The 15,555-nt window shown below is 61.9% G+C and carries 13 protein-coding genes; 4 read left to right on the top strand and 9 right to left on the bottom strand.

Translation table 11 applies throughout. The annotated features are described in order from the left end of the window. Positions 1 to 4: 4 nt before the first annotated feature. The 5 genes from lnt to miaB form a co-directional block, all read right to left on the bottom strand. Positions 5 to 1,528 carry an apolipoprotein N-acyltransferase gene (gene lnt, locus M2400_RS11690; protein ID WP_177043313.1) on the bottom strand — a complete coding sequence of 508 codons (1,524 nt, stop codon included), beginning with the start codon at positions 1,526 to 1,528 and terminating at the stop codon, positions 5 to 7. An 8-nt stretch (positions 1,529 to 1,536) separates the two neighbouring features. After that, positions 1,537 to 2,376 carry an HlyC/CorC family transporter gene (locus tag M2400_RS11685; RefSeq protein WP_003215451.1) on the bottom strand — a complete coding sequence of 280 codons (840 nt, stop codon included), beginning with the start codon at positions 2,374 to 2,376 and terminating at the stop codon, positions 1,537 to 1,539. Between the two features lie 27 nt (positions 2,377 to 2,403). Next, positions 2,404 to 2,877, bottom strand: coding sequence for an rRNA maturation RNase YbeY (gene ybeY, locus M2400_RS11680; RefSeq protein WP_177120504.1), 474 nt, complete (start codon positions 2,875 to 2,877; stop codon positions 2,404 to 2,406). Beyond that, entirely contained in the window at positions 2,870 to 3,871 is a 1,002-nt protein-coding gene (locus tag M2400_RS11675; RefSeq protein ID WP_177043315.1) for a PhoH family protein, read from the bottom strand. The genes ybeY and M2400_RS11675 overlap by 8 nt, the downstream gene beginning before the upstream one ends. 237 nt (positions 3,872 to 4,108) lie before the next feature. Beyond that, positions 4,109 to 5,437 (bottom strand): tRNA (N6-isopentenyl adenosine(37)-C2)-methylthiotransferase MiaB, encoded by a 1,329-nt coding sequence (gene miaB, locus M2400_RS11670; protein WP_010174799.1) that lies wholly within the window; start codon positions 5,435 to 5,437, stop codon positions 4,109 to 4,111. A gap of 132 nt (positions 5,438 to 5,569) precedes the next feature. On the opposite strand from miaB, the gene M2400_RS11665 reads away from it, so the two are divergent. Further along, complete coding sequence (locus M2400_RS11665; RefSeq protein ID WP_003215457.1) at positions 5,570 to 5,896, top strand: DUF1820 family protein; 327 nt, start codon at positions 5,570 to 5,572, stop codon at positions 5,894 to 5,896. A gap of 40 nt (positions 5,897 to 5,936) precedes the next feature. Here the strand turns inward: M2400_RS11665 and M2400_RS11660 are convergent, their stop codons facing one another. The 4 genes from M2400_RS11660 to M2400_RS11645 all read right to left on the bottom strand — a co-directional run bounded on the left by M2400_RS11660 (position 5,937) and on the right by M2400_RS11645 (position 9,469). Next, positions 5,937 to 6,503 (bottom strand): tetratricopeptide repeat protein, encoded by a 567-nt coding sequence (locus tag M2400_RS11660; RefSeq protein WP_063026921.1) that lies wholly within the window; start codon positions 6,501 to 6,503, stop codon positions 5,937 to 5,939. 225 nt (positions 6,504 to 6,728) lie between these two features. Beyond that, positions 6,729 to 8,012 (bottom strand): glutamate-1-semialdehyde 2,1-aminomutase, encoded by a 1,284-nt coding sequence (gene hemL, locus M2400_RS11655; RefSeq protein ID WP_177043317.1) that lies wholly within the window; start codon positions 8,010 to 8,012, stop codon positions 6,729 to 6,731. Positions 8,013 to 8,029: 17 nt separating this feature from the next. Continuing rightward, entirely contained in the window at positions 8,030 to 8,653 is a 624-nt protein-coding gene (gene thiE, locus M2400_RS11650) for a thiamine phosphate synthase (RefSeq protein ID WP_177020941.1), read from the bottom strand. Positions 8,654 to 8,671: 18 nt separating this feature from the next. After that, positions 8,672 to 9,469 carry a hydroxymethylpyrimidine/phosphomethylpyrimidine kinase gene (locus tag M2400_RS11645; RefSeq protein ID WP_003215474.1) on the bottom strand — a complete coding sequence of 266 codons (798 nt, stop codon included), beginning with the start codon at positions 9,467 to 9,469 and terminating at the stop codon, positions 8,672 to 8,674. A 286-nt stretch (positions 9,470 to 9,755) separates the two neighbouring features. Here M2400_RS11645 and M2400_RS11640 point away from each other — a divergent pair, with 286 nt between their 5' ends. The 3 genes from M2400_RS11640 (at position 9,756) to amn (ending at position 15,551) form a co-directional block, all read left to right on the top strand. Then, positions 9,756 to 12,134, top strand: a complete 2,379-nt coding sequence (locus M2400_RS11640) for a hybrid sensor histidine kinase/response regulator (protein ID WP_259196759.1) — start codon at positions 9,756 to 9,758, stop codon at positions 12,132 to 12,134. A 91-nt stretch (positions 12,135 to 12,225) separates the two neighbouring features. Further along, the gene (locus M2400_RS11635; protein ID WP_259196760.1) at positions 12,226 to 13,878 is read left to right on the top strand and encodes an acyl-CoA dehydrogenase family protein; all 1,653 of its coding nucleotides are present in this window, start codon (positions 12,226 to 12,228) and stop codon (positions 13,876 to 13,878) included. A gap of 173 nt (positions 13,879 to 14,051) precedes the next feature. Beyond that, on the top strand, positions 14,052 to 15,551 hold the full coding sequence (amn, locus tag M2400_RS11630) for an AMP nucleosidase (protein WP_177132664.1): 1,500 nt from the start codon (positions 14,052 to 14,054) through the stop codon (positions 15,549 to 15,551). The last annotated feature ends 4 nt before the right edge of the window (positions 15,552 to 15,555 follow it).

Below are 15,555 nucleotides of genomic sequence, written 5' to 3'. Positions count from 1 at the left end.
ACCTTCAGACTGTTTTCGACATCCGGCCCGCCAGCAAGGCCCAGCCAAACAGGCCAAGGCACAGGATGATCAACGGCCACGAGCGCCATTGCAGGTACGGCGTGAGGTTGTGCATCGGCACCACCTCACCGTAGAGAATCCCGCGTTCAAACTGCGGGATCTGCACGGTGATCTGCCCGTACGGGTTGATCAGACCGGTGACGCCGTTGTTGGTGGCGCGGATCATCCAGCGACCGGCCTCCAGGGCGCGCATCTGGGCCATCTGCAAATGTTGCAGCGGGCCGATGGAGCGGCCGAACCAGGTGTCATTGCTGATGGTCAGCAACAGGTCGCTGCGGGCCGACAGGCCGGCGGCGAATTCCGGGTACACCACTTCATAGCAAATGAACGGCGCAATCTGATAGCCCTTGGCTTGCAGCAGCGCCTGGTCGGCCGGCCCGCGGGCGAAGTCCGACATCGGCAGGTCGAAGAAGGCGATCAGGCCACGCAACATGTCCTGCAACGGCACGTACTCGCCGAACGGCACCAGCTTCTGTTTCAGGTAAGTGCCATCGCCTTCACCCACCACGGTGATGCCATTGAAAAAGCGCTTGTGGTGGTGCACTTCCTGACGAATCGGCACGCCGGTGATCAGCGCGGTGTGCCGGTCAGCGGCGAACTTGCCCATCATGGCCAGGTAGCCTTCGACGGACTCCTTGAGTACCGGCACCGCGGTTTCCGGCCATACCAGCAGGTCCACGGGCTTGGAGGTGAAGCTCATGTCACGGTACAGCGCGAGCTGCGCATTGAGCTGCTCGGGGTCCCATTTCATGCTTTGTTCGACGTTGCCCTGGACGGCCGCTACGGTCAGCGGTGCGCCGGCGGGGGTGGTCCAGGCGTGATGCTTGAGTGCCAGGCCGATGGCCCATGGCGCCACCAACAGCAGCAAACCGGCACCGATGAACAGGTTGCGTTTACCCGCCAGCAGGCGCGGCAGGTTGCAGATCAGCGCGGCGGTCAGCGCCAGGGCAAAGGAAATCAGCCACATGCCACCCAGTGGCGCGAGGCCAGCAAGGGGAGCGTCGAGCTGGCTGTAACCGGAGTAGAGCCAAGGGAAACCGGTGAGGAACCAGCCGCGAAACGCTTCCTGGCCCACCCACAAGGCCGCGAAGGCCAGGGCGTCGGCCAATGGCGCCTCATTGCGCCGCAGCCAGCGCGCCCAGAGCCAGGCAGGCAGGGCAAAGAACCAGGCAATGGCTGCGGTAAACGCCAGCATCAGCATGCCCGCCAGCAGCACCGAAGCGCCGCCGAAGTGGTGAATGCTGTAGTAGATCCAGCTGGTACCGGCGCCAAACAGGCCGAAACCGAAACACCAGCCACGCCACAAGGCCTGGCGTGGTGTCAGCTCACGCAATCCCGCATAAAAGAACCCGACCGCCACCAGCGCAAACGGCCAGAGATCGAACGGCGCCAGCGCCAGGGTAGTGATGGCGCCGGCCACCACGGCCAGCAGGTTACCGGGCCAGCCGGGTGCAATCATACGGCGCATGTCAGTCCTTAGCGGGCAATAGGTGTCAGGCGAATGAGGTGGATCCGGCGGCTGTCGGCATTCAGGATGCGAAAGCGATAGGCGCCGATCTCGGTGGTCTCATTACGTTTTGGCAGATGCCCGAACGCACTCATCACCAGGCCGCCGACGGTGTCGAATTCATCATCGGAGAATTCGCTGTCGAAGAACTCGTTGAAGTTCTCGATCGGCGTCAGGGCCTTGACCAGGAAGTCACCGCTGGGCAGCGGCTTGATGTAGCTGTCTTCTTCCACGTCATGTTCGTCTTCGATATCGCCGACGATCTGTTCCAGCACGTCTTCGATGGTCACCAGGCCAGCCACGCCGCCGTATTCGTCAATCACGATGGCCATGTGATTGTGGTTCGCACGAAATTCGCGCAGCAGCACATTCAGGCGCTTGGATTCGGGGACGAAGGTGGCAGGACGCAGCAGGTCCTTGATGTTGAAGCTGTCGCCGTTCTCCTTGAGGATCAGCGGCAGCAGGTCCTTGGCCAACAGGACGCCCATGACGTCGTCATGGCTTTCGCCGATCACCGGGTAGCGCGAGTGCGCCGAGTCGATCACGGCCGGGAGGAATTCCCGTGGGGTCTGTGTCGCCTTGATGCTGACCATTTGCGAGCGCGGAACCATGATGTCCCGTACTTGCAGGTCAGCCACCTGGATGGCGCCTTCGACGATGGCCAGCGCTTCGCTGTCCAGCAACTTGTTCTGGTGTGCCTCGCGCAGCAGCTCCAGCAGCTCCTGGCGGTTTTTCGGCTCGTGGGCAAAGGCCTGGGTGAGTTTCCCCAGCCATGACTTTTGCCCGTTGCTCGATCGGTCTTCGCTCATAGCGATTACTCTAAATCCTTTATTGTTTCAGTTAGGTGTAGTTGCAATTTCGTCGTCTGCATATGGGTCACGATGACCCAATTCTGCAAGCAACGTTCGTTCCAGTGCTTCCATTTCTTCGGCTTCGTCATCGTCTATATGGTCGTAACCCAAGAGATGCAAGCAGCCGTGGATGACCAGGTGGGCCCAATGGGCCTCAAGTTCCTTGCCTTGTTCCTTGGCTTCGCGCTCGACCACCTCGACGCAGATCACCAGGTCGCCCAGCAATGGGATATCCAGTAACTCATCGGGTACGTCGGCGGGAAACGACAGCACGTTGGTCGCGTAGTCTTTTTGTCGCCAGGTGTGATTCAGCTCACGGCCTTCAGGTTCGTCCACCAGACGAATGGTCAGTTCCGAGTCGGCGGTGCGCTGGCGCAGGGCCAGGGTGCACCATTGGCGGAACTGCGCTTCGCTGGGGGCAGGCGCATCGGTGGCCAGCTGCAGGTCAAGCTCAAGCATCGCGGCGAGTGTCCTTGGCCGGTTGGTCGTCGCGGTGTTCGAAGCGCTCGTAGGCTTCGACAATGCGCTGCACCAGCGGGTGACGTACCACGTCTTTGGGCATGAAGTGGGTGAAGCTGATCCCCGGCACGTCCTTGAGCACGTCGATCACCTGGGCCAGGCCCGACTTGGTGCCTTTGGGCAGGTCGACCTGGGTGACGTCGCCGGTGATCACGGCTGTGGAGCCGAAGCCGATCCGGGTCAGGAACATTTTCATCTGCTCGACGGTGGTGTTCTGGCTTTCGTCGAGGATGATGAAGCTGTTGTTCAGCGTACGGCCGCGCATGTAGGCCAGCGGGGCGATCTCGATCACCTGGCGCTCGATCAGCTTGGCCACGTATTCGAAGCCGAGCATCTCGTAGAGCGCGTCGTAGAGAGGGCGCAGGTACGGGTCGATCTTCTGGGCCAGGTCGCCGGGCAAAAAGCCCAGTTTCTCGCCGGCTTCCACCGCCGGACGCACCAGCAGGATGCGTCGCACCTGCTCGCGCTCCAGGGCGTCGACCGCACAGGCCACGGCCAGGTAGGTCTTGCCGGTACCGGCAGGGCCGATGCCGAAGTTGATGTCGTTGCCCAGAATCTCTTTGACGTAGCGCTGCTGATTCAGGCCGCGGGGGCGAATCATGCCTTTCTTGGTGCGCAGGGCCACGCTGGCTTCGGCCACCGGATTGTTCGCCAGGTCTTGCACCGCAGATTCCTGCAGGTACAGGTGCACGGTTTCCGGCGACAGCTCGCTACCTTTGGTTTCCCGGTAGAGGCGGCGCAGAAGGTTTTCTGCCGAGGTGGTGTGTTGGGGTTCACCAATGAGCTCGAACTGATTGCCGCGGTTGCGGATCTCGATGCTCAGGCGTTGTTCGATCAGGCGCAGGTGCTCGTCGAACTGTCCGCACAGATTGGCGAAACGGCGAGCCTCAAAGGGCTCGAGGAGAAAACGATGTGGTTCTATGGGTGCGTTCAAGGTCGCTTTTAGCCGCCCTGGGGCAATTAAGATGAAATCAAGGATAACGCCAGCAGGCGGTGTGCGAAAGCACTTATATAGCCCGGACCCGCTCTCAAGAACAAACGTGATCCAGTGTGGGAGCTGGCTTGCCTGCGATGAGGCCGGCACGTCCAAAAGAGAGGCTGCCTGTTATATCGCTATCGCAGGCAAGCCAGCTCCCACATTTGATCTTCATTTGCCTTGAACGCCGGGCTCTCAGTTAACCAGCGAGCCGCGCAGCGAGTGCGGTTGCGCCGCGTCGATGTGTACGTCGGCGAACTGCCCGATCAGCGTCGGATTATCGCAGCGGAAGTTGACGATCCGGTTGTTCTCGGTGCGGCCCTGCAATTCGCCAGGGTCCTTTTTCGAGTAGTCGGTGACCAGGATGCGCTGGGTCGAACCCACCATCTGTCGGCTGATCTCGAAACCCTGCTGGTTGAGGCGGTGTTGCAGGGCGTTCAAACGCTCCTTCTTCAACGCTTCCGGGGTTTCGTCGAGCAGGTCGGCCGCCGGGGTGCCCGGGCGCTGGCTGTACACGAAGGAGTAGGAGAAGTCGAAACCGACGTCTTCAATCAGCTTCATGGTCTGCTGGAAATCTTTCTCGGTCTCGCCCGGGAAGCCGACGATAAAGTCCGAACTGATGCAAATCCCCGGCACTGCCGCACGCAATTTTCGCAGTTTGGATTTGTATTCCAGGGCCGTGTGGTTGCGCTTCATGGCCGAGAGGATGCGGTCGGAGCCCGACTGCACCGGCAAGTGCAGGTGTTTGACCAGCTCCGGCACTTCGGCGTGGGCCTGGATCAGGCTGTCGGAGAATTCCAGTGGGTGCGAGGTGGTGTAGCGAATCCGCTCGATCCCGTCGACGGCGGCCACCACGCGGATCAACTCGGCGAGGTCCGCCAGGCGCCCGTCATGGGTCTGGCCGCGATAGCCGTTGACGTTCTGCCCCAGCAGGGTCACTTCACGCACGCCGTTCTCGGCCAGGTGAATGATCTCCGCCAGCACGTCATCGAACGGGCGGCTGACTTCTTCGCCGCGGGTGTACGGCACCACGCAGAAGGTGCAGTACTTGCTGCAACCTTCCATCACCGACACATACGCGCTCGGGCCGTCGATGCGCGGCTCGGGCAGGTGGTCGAATTTTTCGATTTCCGGGAATGAGACGTCGACCTGCGGCAGCTTGGTGATGCGGGCGGCGTCGATCATTTCCGGCAGGCGGTGCAGGGTTTGCGGGCCGAAGACCACATCCACATAGGGCGCGCGGTCGCGAATCGCGGCGCCTTCCTGGCTGGCCACGCAACCGCCGACGGCGATCACCATGTCCGGGTTGGCCAGCTTCAGTTCGCGCCAGCGGCCCAGCTGCGAGTAGACCCGGTCCTGGGCCCGCTCGCGGATCGAGCAGGTATTGAGCAGGATCACGTCGGCATCTTCAGCGCGGGCGGTGACTTCCAGGGCCTGATGTTCACCCAGCAGATCGACCATGCGCGAGCTGTCGTACTCGTTCATCTGGCAACCGTGGGTTTCGATGTAAAGCTTCTTGGCCATGGGGATCGTCAACTGGTGGTAAAGAACCGTGCATTATAGGGGGCATGCCGATAGGTTCCTAGCACTGTGCATCGGGTGCCATGCTATAGTTCGCGCCCTCTTTTATATCCCCCGATGTGTTACCCGCCCACCATGACCAAACGCGAAGCTCCAATCTACAAGGTGATTTTCCTTAACCAGGGCCAGGTGTTCGAAATGTACGCCAAGCAGATCTATCAAAGTGATCTGTGGGGCTTCCTGGAAGTGGAAGAGTTCGTCTTTGGCGAGCGCACACAGTTGGTCGTCGACCCGGGCGAGGAAAAACTCAAGGCTCAGTTCGAAGGCGTGGTGCGCAGTTTTGTGCCGATGCATTCGATCGTGCGCATCGACGAAGTCGAGCGCCTGGGCACGCCGAAAATCAGCGAGGCCCGTGGCATGAGCAATGTCATGCCGTTTCCGATGCCGATGCCAGAGAAGTAAGGCAGTTGAAGGCTCCCATGCCTGGCACGGGAGCAGTCAGTCAGCGTGAAGGATCAGGCAGTGGCGAGAATGGCGAGCTGCCATCTGCGCTCTGCAGTTCCTGCAGGTAGTTGCGGAAAATCTGCCCCAGTACCTGGGTCGCCACTTCCAGTTCGTCCCGTTGCATGTGTTCTGCCACTTCATCGGCCGTGTCCAGCGCATCTTCAGCGCCATTGACCGCCGCCATTTTCAGCACGATGTACGCCTGAACGTTATTGGCCGGTACGCCTTCGCCATGGAAAAACATGGTGCCCAGCTGGAATTGCGCCTGGGCATGGCCTTGCAACGAGGCTTTCTCGAAGTAGCTCAAGGCCTTGTTGAGGTCGCGTGCGGGATTTTTACTGTCGTAGAAGTACTCGCCCAACTCGTATTGCGCCTGCGCATCCCCGCCGTCGGCCTGTTTCTGGCACGCGCTCAGGGCTTCGGCCTGGCTTTCTGGCTGGGTATTGAGGGTGCAACGACCCATCGCTGGGATTAACAACGAGTTGCCGCCTGCCTGGGCAAACGCCAGCAGCGGCTGAAGGAGCAACAGGCAGCCCAGAACCAGGGTGCGGCCGGTGCGTTTCATGGGAATCGACTTACCTCTGACGGGGCGCGGGACCCACGGGGGGATCCAATAAGCGCGCATTATGAAATAAGCAGGCACCTGCTTACAAAGTCTTTACTCGTTTTTCTGCTGCGTGGGCAAGTTATCTGCCGGATTGCAGGTAAATTCTCGAAAAAAGACGGAAATGTCTGTAAGCAAAGTAGCAAATCTGACGCCGCCAGTGGCAACGTCAGATTTTTGAGGCGCTTATTTCAAGGCAGCGAAGGCGCGTTCAGCGGCATCGAGGGTCAGTTTCAGCTCGGCATCACCATGGGCGATCGAGGTAAAACCGGCTTCAAAGGCGCTCGGTGCCAGGTACACGCCACCTTCCAGCATCAGATGGAAGAAGCGCTTGAACAGATCGGCATCGCTGCCCATTACGTCGTCGAAGGTGACGATGTCGTCGGCGCCACTGAAGTACAGGCCGAACATGCCGCCCGCCTGGGTGGTCACGAACGGAATGCCGGCGGCATCGGCGCGCTGTTGCAGGCCGTCCAGCAGGCGGGTGGTGTAGTCGGTCAGCTCGGCGTGGAAGCCCGGGCGGCTGATCAGGCGCAGGGTGGTCAGGCCGGCGGCCATGGCCAACGGGTTACCCGACAGGGTGCCTGCCTGGTACACCGGGCCCAGCGGCGCGATGTGCTGCATGATTTCGCGCTTGCCGCCGAAGCAGCCCACAGGCATGCCACCACCGATGATCTTGCCGAAGGTGCTCAGGTCTGGCGTCACGCCGTAGTAAGCCTGGGCGCCGCCGAGGGCAACGCGGAAACCGGTCATCACTTCATCAAAAATCAGCACCACGCCGTGCTTGTCGCACTGTTCGCGCAGGCCTTCCAGAAAGCCCGGTGCAGGCGGCACGCAGTTCATGTTGCCGGCCACCGGCTCGACGATGATGCAGGCTACTTCCTGGCCGACTTCGCTGAGCATCTGCTCCACCGCACCGATGTCGTTGAACGGCAGGGTCAGGGTGTGTTTGGCAAACGCAGCCGGCACACCGGCAGAGCTCGGTACGCCCTGGGTCAGCGCGCCGGAACCGGCCTTGACCAGCAGGCTGTCGGAGTGGCCGTGGTAGCAGCCTTCGAATTTGATGATGCTGTCACGGCCGGTGAAACCACGGGCCAGGCGAATCGCACTCATGGTGGCTTCAGTGCCGGAGCTGACCATCCGCACCATCTCCATGGACGGCACGATGGCGCACACCAGGTCCGCCATCTCGGTTTCCATGGCGGTCGGTGCGCCATAGGACAGGCCGTGTTGCAGCTGCTGGCGCACTGCATCCAGCACGTCCGGATGGCTGTGGCCGAGGATCATCGGGCCCCACGAACCCACGTAGTCGACGTAGCGCTTGTCATCTTCGTCGGTGACGTAGGCGCCTTCGGCATGCTTGAAGAACAGTGGTGTGCCGCCAACGCTCTTGAACGCTCGCACGGGGGAGTTCACACCGCCGGGGATGTGTTTCTGGGCATTGGCAAACAGGGTTTCGGAACGGGACATGATCGTGTTCTCTGAATTCAAGATTTTAGAAGATCGTTGAAAGCGCGGGCGCGGCGCGTGACTTCCTGGGTGCTGTCGGCACCAAACAGGCCGTGGACCACTGCCAGCAAGTCGGCACCATGGGCCACCAACGGCTCGGCGTTTTCCAGGGTGATGCCGCCGATCACGCAGATCGGCAGGTGCAACCGCGCGCGGGCCTGGGCCAGCAGTTCAACGGTGGCCGCCGGCGCGCCGGGCTTGGTATTGGAGTTGAAGAAGCGGCCGAAGGCGACGTAACTGGCCCCTTCGCGCGCGGCCTGCTCGGCCAGTTCGATCTGGCTGTGGCAGGTGGAGCCGATAATTGCCTTGGAGCCCAACAAGGCGCGGGCCGGGGTCAGCGGGCCGTCGGTCTGGCCCAGGTGCACGCCGACGCCGAGGCGCGCGGCCAGTTCGGCATCATCGTTGATGATCAGTTGCGTCTTGTAGCGCGAGCACAGCTCCCGCAGTTTTTCGGCTTCCCGCAGGCGGCGTGCTTCGTCGCTGCTTTTGTCGCGGTATTGCAGCAGGGTCACGCCACCGTCCAACGCCGCTTCGACGTAGGCCAGGAACTTGCCGGCCAACAGTTGGCTGTCGGTAATGGCATAAAGGCCACGTAGTTTCATCGGGCAGGCCTCTTGTTGTTACGAGCAGAAATCCAACGGCAGACGACGAGGCACGAATTGCCCCTGGCCGAGTTGTTCAGCGTCACGCAGGGTGCGCCAAGTGTAGTTGAGGGCCGATTGCACGGCGCTGACCAAACCTTCGCCCTGTGCCAGCCGACCGGCCAGCGCGCTGGCCAGGGTGCAGCCGGAACCGTGATAACTGCCGGGCAGGCGCTGGCAGGTAAAGGTCTGGTGCGTGCCGTCGCGGCTGTAGAGGCGGTTGTGCACTTCGTGCTCGTCGCCATGGCCGCCGGTGATCAGCAGGTGCTTGATGAAGGGCAGTAACTTCGCGGCGCATTCGTCCGCCGTGCCTTCGGGCAGTTCAGCGAGGATGCGCGCTTCGGGCAGGTTCGGCGTGGCAATCAGCGACAGTGGCAACAGCCGTTCGCGCATCGCATAGCCAACCTCATCCTTGCCCAGGCTGCCGCCACCACCGGCGCGCAGCACCGGGTCGCAGACCACCGGCAAATGCGGGTGCGCCTTGAGCAATTCGACCACGGTGTCGACCATTTCCAGGGAACCGAGCATGCCCAGTTTCACTGCGGCCACTTCGGAGTCGCCGAGCACGGCGTTGGCCTGGGCCAGCACCCACTCGCGGTCCAGCACGCGGAAATCGCTGACGTTGACCGTGTTCTGCACGGTCAGCGCGGTGACGGCCGGGGCCGCATGACAACCCTGGGCGAGCAGGGCTTCGATATCTGCCTGCAAGCCGGCGCCACCACTGGGATCATGGCCGGAGAGACAGAGGACAACGGGGCGAGAGCTGTAGATATTCATGGTGCGCGAGCTTACCACCAAACGCTTTTTGGGTGGCTGTCGGGCGATGGTTGAATTTTTAGTGGATAAGTATGGCGAAATGGCTGTTTGCTATCATCGTGAAATGCAGGTCAAATGCCCTGTAATGCCCGCTCTAGAGCCTTTCAAAAAATCATTTGAATAGTGTCTTTTGGCCTGTAATGGCTATGCTAGAGTGGATTGAAACCAATAACTGTATCGCCGGTATACGTCTGCTCAAAAGGAATGGAGGCTTTTGACATAACCGGACAGGTCACGCTGGGGCTCTATGCGCTATTTGCTGATGTTACTGTTGAGCGGGCTGCCGATGCTGGCCGGCGCAGTCGAGTTCAACGAGACCACCACGCGGTTGCCCCTGGGCCAAGTGATGCAAGTGCTTGAGGACCCAAGTGGCGCCCTGACCATTGGCGATATCAGCTCGCCGGTCCTCGCCAGTCGCTTCAAGACCCATGACAAAGCCACCTTGAATGCCGGCTATTCACGCTCGGTGTTCTGGCTCAAGCTCGACCTTCGTTACCGCCCGAAAAACCCGGATGTCTCGCGCCACTGGCTGCTGGAACTGGCCTACCCGCCGCTGAACCAACTGGAGCTGTACCAGCCCGACAGCGTTGGCAACTATCGACTGGTCTCGCGCACCGGCAGCAGCCTGCCGTTTTCCAGCCGCGAAATCCGCCAGAGCAACTACCTGTTCAAGCTCGACTTCTTGCCTGGCCAGCAGGAAACCCTGTACCTGCGCCTGCAAAGCCAAGGCTCGATCCAGGCGCCGCTGACCCTCTGGTCCACCACCGCGTACCTCGAAGAACAGCCGTTGCGCCTCTACGTGCTGGGTGTGATCTACGGTGTGCTGCTGGGCATGCTGGTCTACAACCTGTTCATCTACCTGAGCGTGCGCGACACCAGCTACCTCTACTACATCCTCTATATTGCCTCGTTCGGCCTGTATCAACTGTCGGTCAACGGCGTGGCCGTGCAGTACTTCTGGCCCGACAGCCCGTGGTGGGCGAATGCGGCGGTGCCATTCCTGATCGGTTCGGCGGCGCTGTTCGGCAGCCTGTTTGCCCGCAGCTTCCTGCACACCGCACTTTACAGCCGCTGGATCAACCGGCTGTTGCTGGCGCTGGCGGTCAGCGGTGCAGTCGTGATGGTGCTGGCGCTGTTCACCAGTTATGCACTGGCCCTGCGCCTAGCCACCGGTTTGGCGCTGGTGTTCACCGTGACCATCTTCGTCGCGGCCATCAAGGCCTGGTACTGCGGCCAGCGCATGGCGCGTTATTTCATCATTGCCTGGACCGCGTTCCTGCTGGGCGGTGTGGTCAATACGATGATGGTGCTGGGCTACCTGCCCAATGTGTTCCTCACGATGTACGCCAGCCAGATCGGCTCGGCACTCGAAGTGGCGTTGCTGTCCCTGGCCCTGGCCGACCGCATCAACTCGATGCGCGAGCAACAGGCCCAGATCCTGTTTGACGCCAGCCAGAAGCTCGAAGTGCTCAACACGCAACTGGCCCGCAGCAATCGCCTCAAGGACGAATTCCTCGCCACCCTGACCCACGAACTGCGCACACCGATGAACGGTGTGATTGGTTCCCTGGAGTTGATGCAGACCGAGCCGCTGCAAGGCGACCTCGCCCAGTACCATCAAACCGCCGCCGGCTCGGCCCGCGAGATGATGCGCATGGTCAACGGCATCCTCACCCTCACCGAATTGCAGGCCGGGCGCCTCAGCCCGCAGCCCCAGGTGTTCAGCCTGCGTGGGTTGCTCGACACCTTGCGCCAGCAGTTCGCGGCCAGCGCCCAGAGCAAGGGCCTGGAGTTTTCCATCGATCTGGCGGATGAGTTGCCGGACCGAGTCAGCGGCGACCCCGGCAAGCTGGCGCAATGCCTGGATTGCCTGCTGGACAACGCCTTCAAGTTCACCCACGAAGGGTCGGTGCGGGTGCGGGTAGTCGGCGTGCCACAGGCCGACGGGACGTTGCGCCTGACCTTTATCGTCACCGACACCGGCATCGGGTTCGCTTACCTCGACGAGGCGACCCTGTACCAGCGCTTCTTCCAGCTGGATGGCTCGACCACCCGTCGCTACGGCGGCATGGGCATCGGCCTGGCGATCTGCCGGCAATTGATCGAATTGCTCGGTGGGCGTCTCACCCACAATTCCGAGCCTCGCCGCGGCAGTCGCTTCCAGCTGGAGCTTGCGGTCAGCCCGCTGCCGCCCGAGCCCGCGCCCGTGCGGCGAGCACCCCAGGCACAACGCACACCGCAGGAGTGCACGGTGTTGCTGGTAGACGACAACGGTGTGGCGCAATTGGTGGTGCGCGGCATGTTGCTCAAGCTCGGTTATCGCGTGAAAACCGTCGACAACGGGCCGGCGGCCCTGGCGCTGTTGCAAAGTGACACCTTCGATGCGGTGCTGCTGGACGTACCGGAGGGCGGGTTTTCGCTGTGCTGCCAGATTCGTGCATTGCCGGGTTGTGGAGAGCTGCCGGTGATTGCCCTGAGCAACTCGGCGCAAAGCCCCGAGCGAGACCATTGCCACGGTGTGGGCGTGACGGATCGATTGGCAAAACCGGTACGATTTGATGCCCTGCAAGCGATGTTGCATATTCGGTTGCTGTCAACGGAAAAGGGCGAAAGTGCAGACATTTAGGCATTTATCCCCTTTTTCTTTCTGGTGGGGTGGTGCTTAACTCAGAAACAGGCCTTTGAATCAGCAGGCCAACTTTTTCGAGGAGGCTGCCATGAACCTGCACCAGTTCGCCGAAACCCACGACGTCACCAACCAGCCACCGTCCCTGGACGGCACCAACCTGTACCGTATCGATTTGCCGTTGCAAGACTGGTCCCGGCGCTTTGGCGCCGGCTGGGCCGAGCAGCGCATTGATACCTACGGCGCACTGGCGGGCGGGCCGTTGATGGAAGCCGGGTTCCTGGCCAACCAGAACAAACCGGTGTTCAACAGCCACGACCGTTTTGGCCATCGCATCGACCTGGTGGAATTTCATCCGGCCTATCACGAACTGATGCGCACCGCCGTCGAGCATGGCTTGCCGTCGTTGCCGTGGGCCCATCCGCAATCCGGCGCCCACGTGGCCCGTGCGGCCATGACCTACTTGCACAGCCAGGCCGAAGCCGGCACCGGCTGCCCGTTGACCATGACCTTCGCCTGCGTCCCGGCCCTGCGTTTGCAGCCGGACCTGGCAGAAACCTGGCTGCCGAAAATCCTCGCCACCGAATATGACCCGCGCAACGTCGGCATTGCCCACAAGGCCGGCGCCACCATTGGCATGGCCATGACCGAGAAACAGGGCGGCACCGACGTGCGCGCCAACACCACCCGCGCTTACCCGGTGGCTACCGGCGGCCCGGGCCAGGCGTATGAGCTGGTGGGGCACAAGTGGTTCTGTTCGGCGCCGATGTGCGACGCCTTTCTCACCCTGGCCCAGACCGACAAGGGCCTGACCTGTTTCCTGCTGCCCCGGCACCGCCCGGACGACACGCGCAATGAGTTCTACATCCAGCGCCTGAAAAACAAACTCGGCAACTGCTCCAACGCTTCCAGCGAAGTGGAGTTTCGTGGCGCGTTGGCCTGGATGATCGGCGAGGAAGGGCGCGGTGTACCGACCATTATCGAGATGGTGGCCATGACCCGTTTCGATTGCATGGTCGGCTCCAGCGCCTTGATGCGCCAGGCGCTGACCCAGGCCAGCCATCACTGCGCCCATCGCCTGGTGGGCGGCCGGGTGCTCAGCGAGCAACCGCTGATGCAAAACGTGCTGGCCGACCTGGCCCTGGAAAGCGAGGCGTCCCTGGCCTTGAGCATGCGCATGGGCCGCGCGCTGGACCACCTGGATAACGAACAGGAAGCCAAATTCGCCCGGCTGGTGACGGCGGTGGGCAAATATTGGATCTGCAAACGCGCCCCCGCGATGATCAACGAAGCCGCCGAATGCATGGGCGGCGCCGGGTATGTGGAGGACAGCATCCTGCCGCGTTTGTACCGTGAGGCGCCGGTCAACTCGACGTGGGAAGGTTCCGGGAATGTGCAGTGCCTGGATGTGCTGCGGGCGTTGTCGAAAGAGCCGGGCGTGTTGGAGGCATTGTTTGTCGAACTGGGGGATGGCCACGGTCACCGGCAACTGGCGCGGCACATCGAACAGTTGAAGTCGGCCTTCATGGACACCCAGGACATCCAGTACCGTGCCCGGCAGCTCACCGAGGACATTGCCGTGGCGTTGCAGGCCAAGCTGCTGCTGGAGGCGGGCAACGCCAGTGTGAGTGATGGCTTTATCGCCAGCCGGCTGGGCGAATCGTCGGGCCGGGTATATGGCACCTTGCCGCGTGGTGTGGAGGTGGAGGCCATTGTCGCGCGCTCGACACCTCTATTTTCCTGAACAAATGCGGTCAAAAATGTGGGAGCTGGCTTGCCTGCGATAGCGGTGGGCCAGCTGGCATCAATGCAATAGGCAGACCGCCATCGCAGGCAAGCCAGCTCCCACAGGGAATGCAGGGTTCTTGCAGGCGCATTCCAATTCCGGTGTTCCAGTGCGCCAGGGATACAGGCAAGATGAAGGCCTGCAAGTCAGAACACAGGATGCTTACCGTGACCGAAGCTTTTGTTGTCGTTCAAACCGCCGAAGAAGCCGTGGATCGGCTGGCGGCTCTCCATGAGCGTGCCACTGGCGCGCTCAATCAAGCCCTCAAGCGCTACCTCAAAGACCGCGTCGAACCCGACGCCGAACAACGTGCGATGTTTCGTTACCCGGAACTTCGCCTGACCTACCTGGTGCAGGGTGAAGTCCCACAGACCACCCGGGCATATGCCAAGGTCCAGCTGCCGGGGACCTACAGCGTCACCGTCACCCATCCGTCAGCCTTCCGCAAATACCTGCTGGAGCAACTGGTGCCGTTGATGCACGACTTCACCGTGACGGTAGAAGTGGGCGTCAGCCAGCAGAACATTCCCTACCCGTACGTGGTGGAGCAGGGCGACGAACTTGCCGGCTCCGGTGTGACTGCCGCCACGCTCGCGCGGGTGTTCCCGAGTACCGACCTGTCGGCTGCCACCGATGGCATCGCCGACGGTCTCTACGACTGGGAAAACACCGACCCGCTGCCGTTGGCGCTGTTCGACGCCGCCCGTGTCGACTTCTCCCTGCGCCGCCTGGTGCACTACACCGGCAGCGACTGGCGCCATGTGCAGCCGTGGATTCTGCTGACCAACTACCACCGCTACGTTGACCAGTTCATCGTGCACGGCCTGGAACAGCTGCGCAGTGACCCGCGCTTTATCCGCATGGTGCTGCCGGGCAACGTGGTCATCGACAAGAGCATGGACCACGGCGAAGCGTCTGCCATCGCCGCGGGCGTGGTCTGGCACCGTTACCAGATGCCGGCCTACCACCTGCAGGCCAGCGATGGCCACGGCGTGACCCTGGTGAACATCGGCGTCGGCCCGTCCAACGCCAAGAACATCACCGACCACCTGGCCGTGTTGCGCCCGCATTGCTGGCTGATGATTGGTCACTGCGGCGGCCTGCGCCAATCCCAGACCATCGGCGACTACGTGCTGGCTCACGCCTACATGCGACGCGACGGGATTCTCGACCGCGTCGTGCCGCCGAACATCCCGATCCCGGCCCTGGCCGAAGTGCAGATGGCGTTGCAGCAAGCTGCGGCCAACGTCACCGGCGAGAAGGGTGAAGAGCTGAAGAAGCGCCTGCGCACCGGCACCGTGCTGACCTACGACGACCGCAACTGGGAGCTGCGCTGGGCCCAGGAACGTCCGCTGATCAACCTGTCCCGCGCCGTGGCCGTGGACATGGAAAGCGGCACTATCGCCGCCCAGGGCTACCGCCTGCGGGTGCCGTACGGCACGTTGCTGTGTGTGTCGGACAAACCGCTGCACAGCGAGATCAAGCTGCCGGGTTCGGCCAACGCGTTCTATGAGCGTGCGGTCAGCCAGCACTTGAAGATCGGCATCGAGGCGGTGGACCTGTTGCGCACTGAACTCAACTCGCTGCACTCGCGCAAACTGCGCAGCTTCGACGAGCCGCCGTTCCGCTAAACGG

Source organism: Pseudomonas sp. BIGb0558 (genome assembly GCF_024807515.1).
GTDB classification, from domain to species: Bacteria; Pseudomonadota; Gammaproteobacteria; order Pseudomonadales; family Pseudomonadaceae; genus Aquipseudomonas; species Aquipseudomonas yamanorum_A.
Note: the sequence above shows the minus strand (reverse complement) of the source record. Positions and strands in the feature narration are given on the sequence as shown.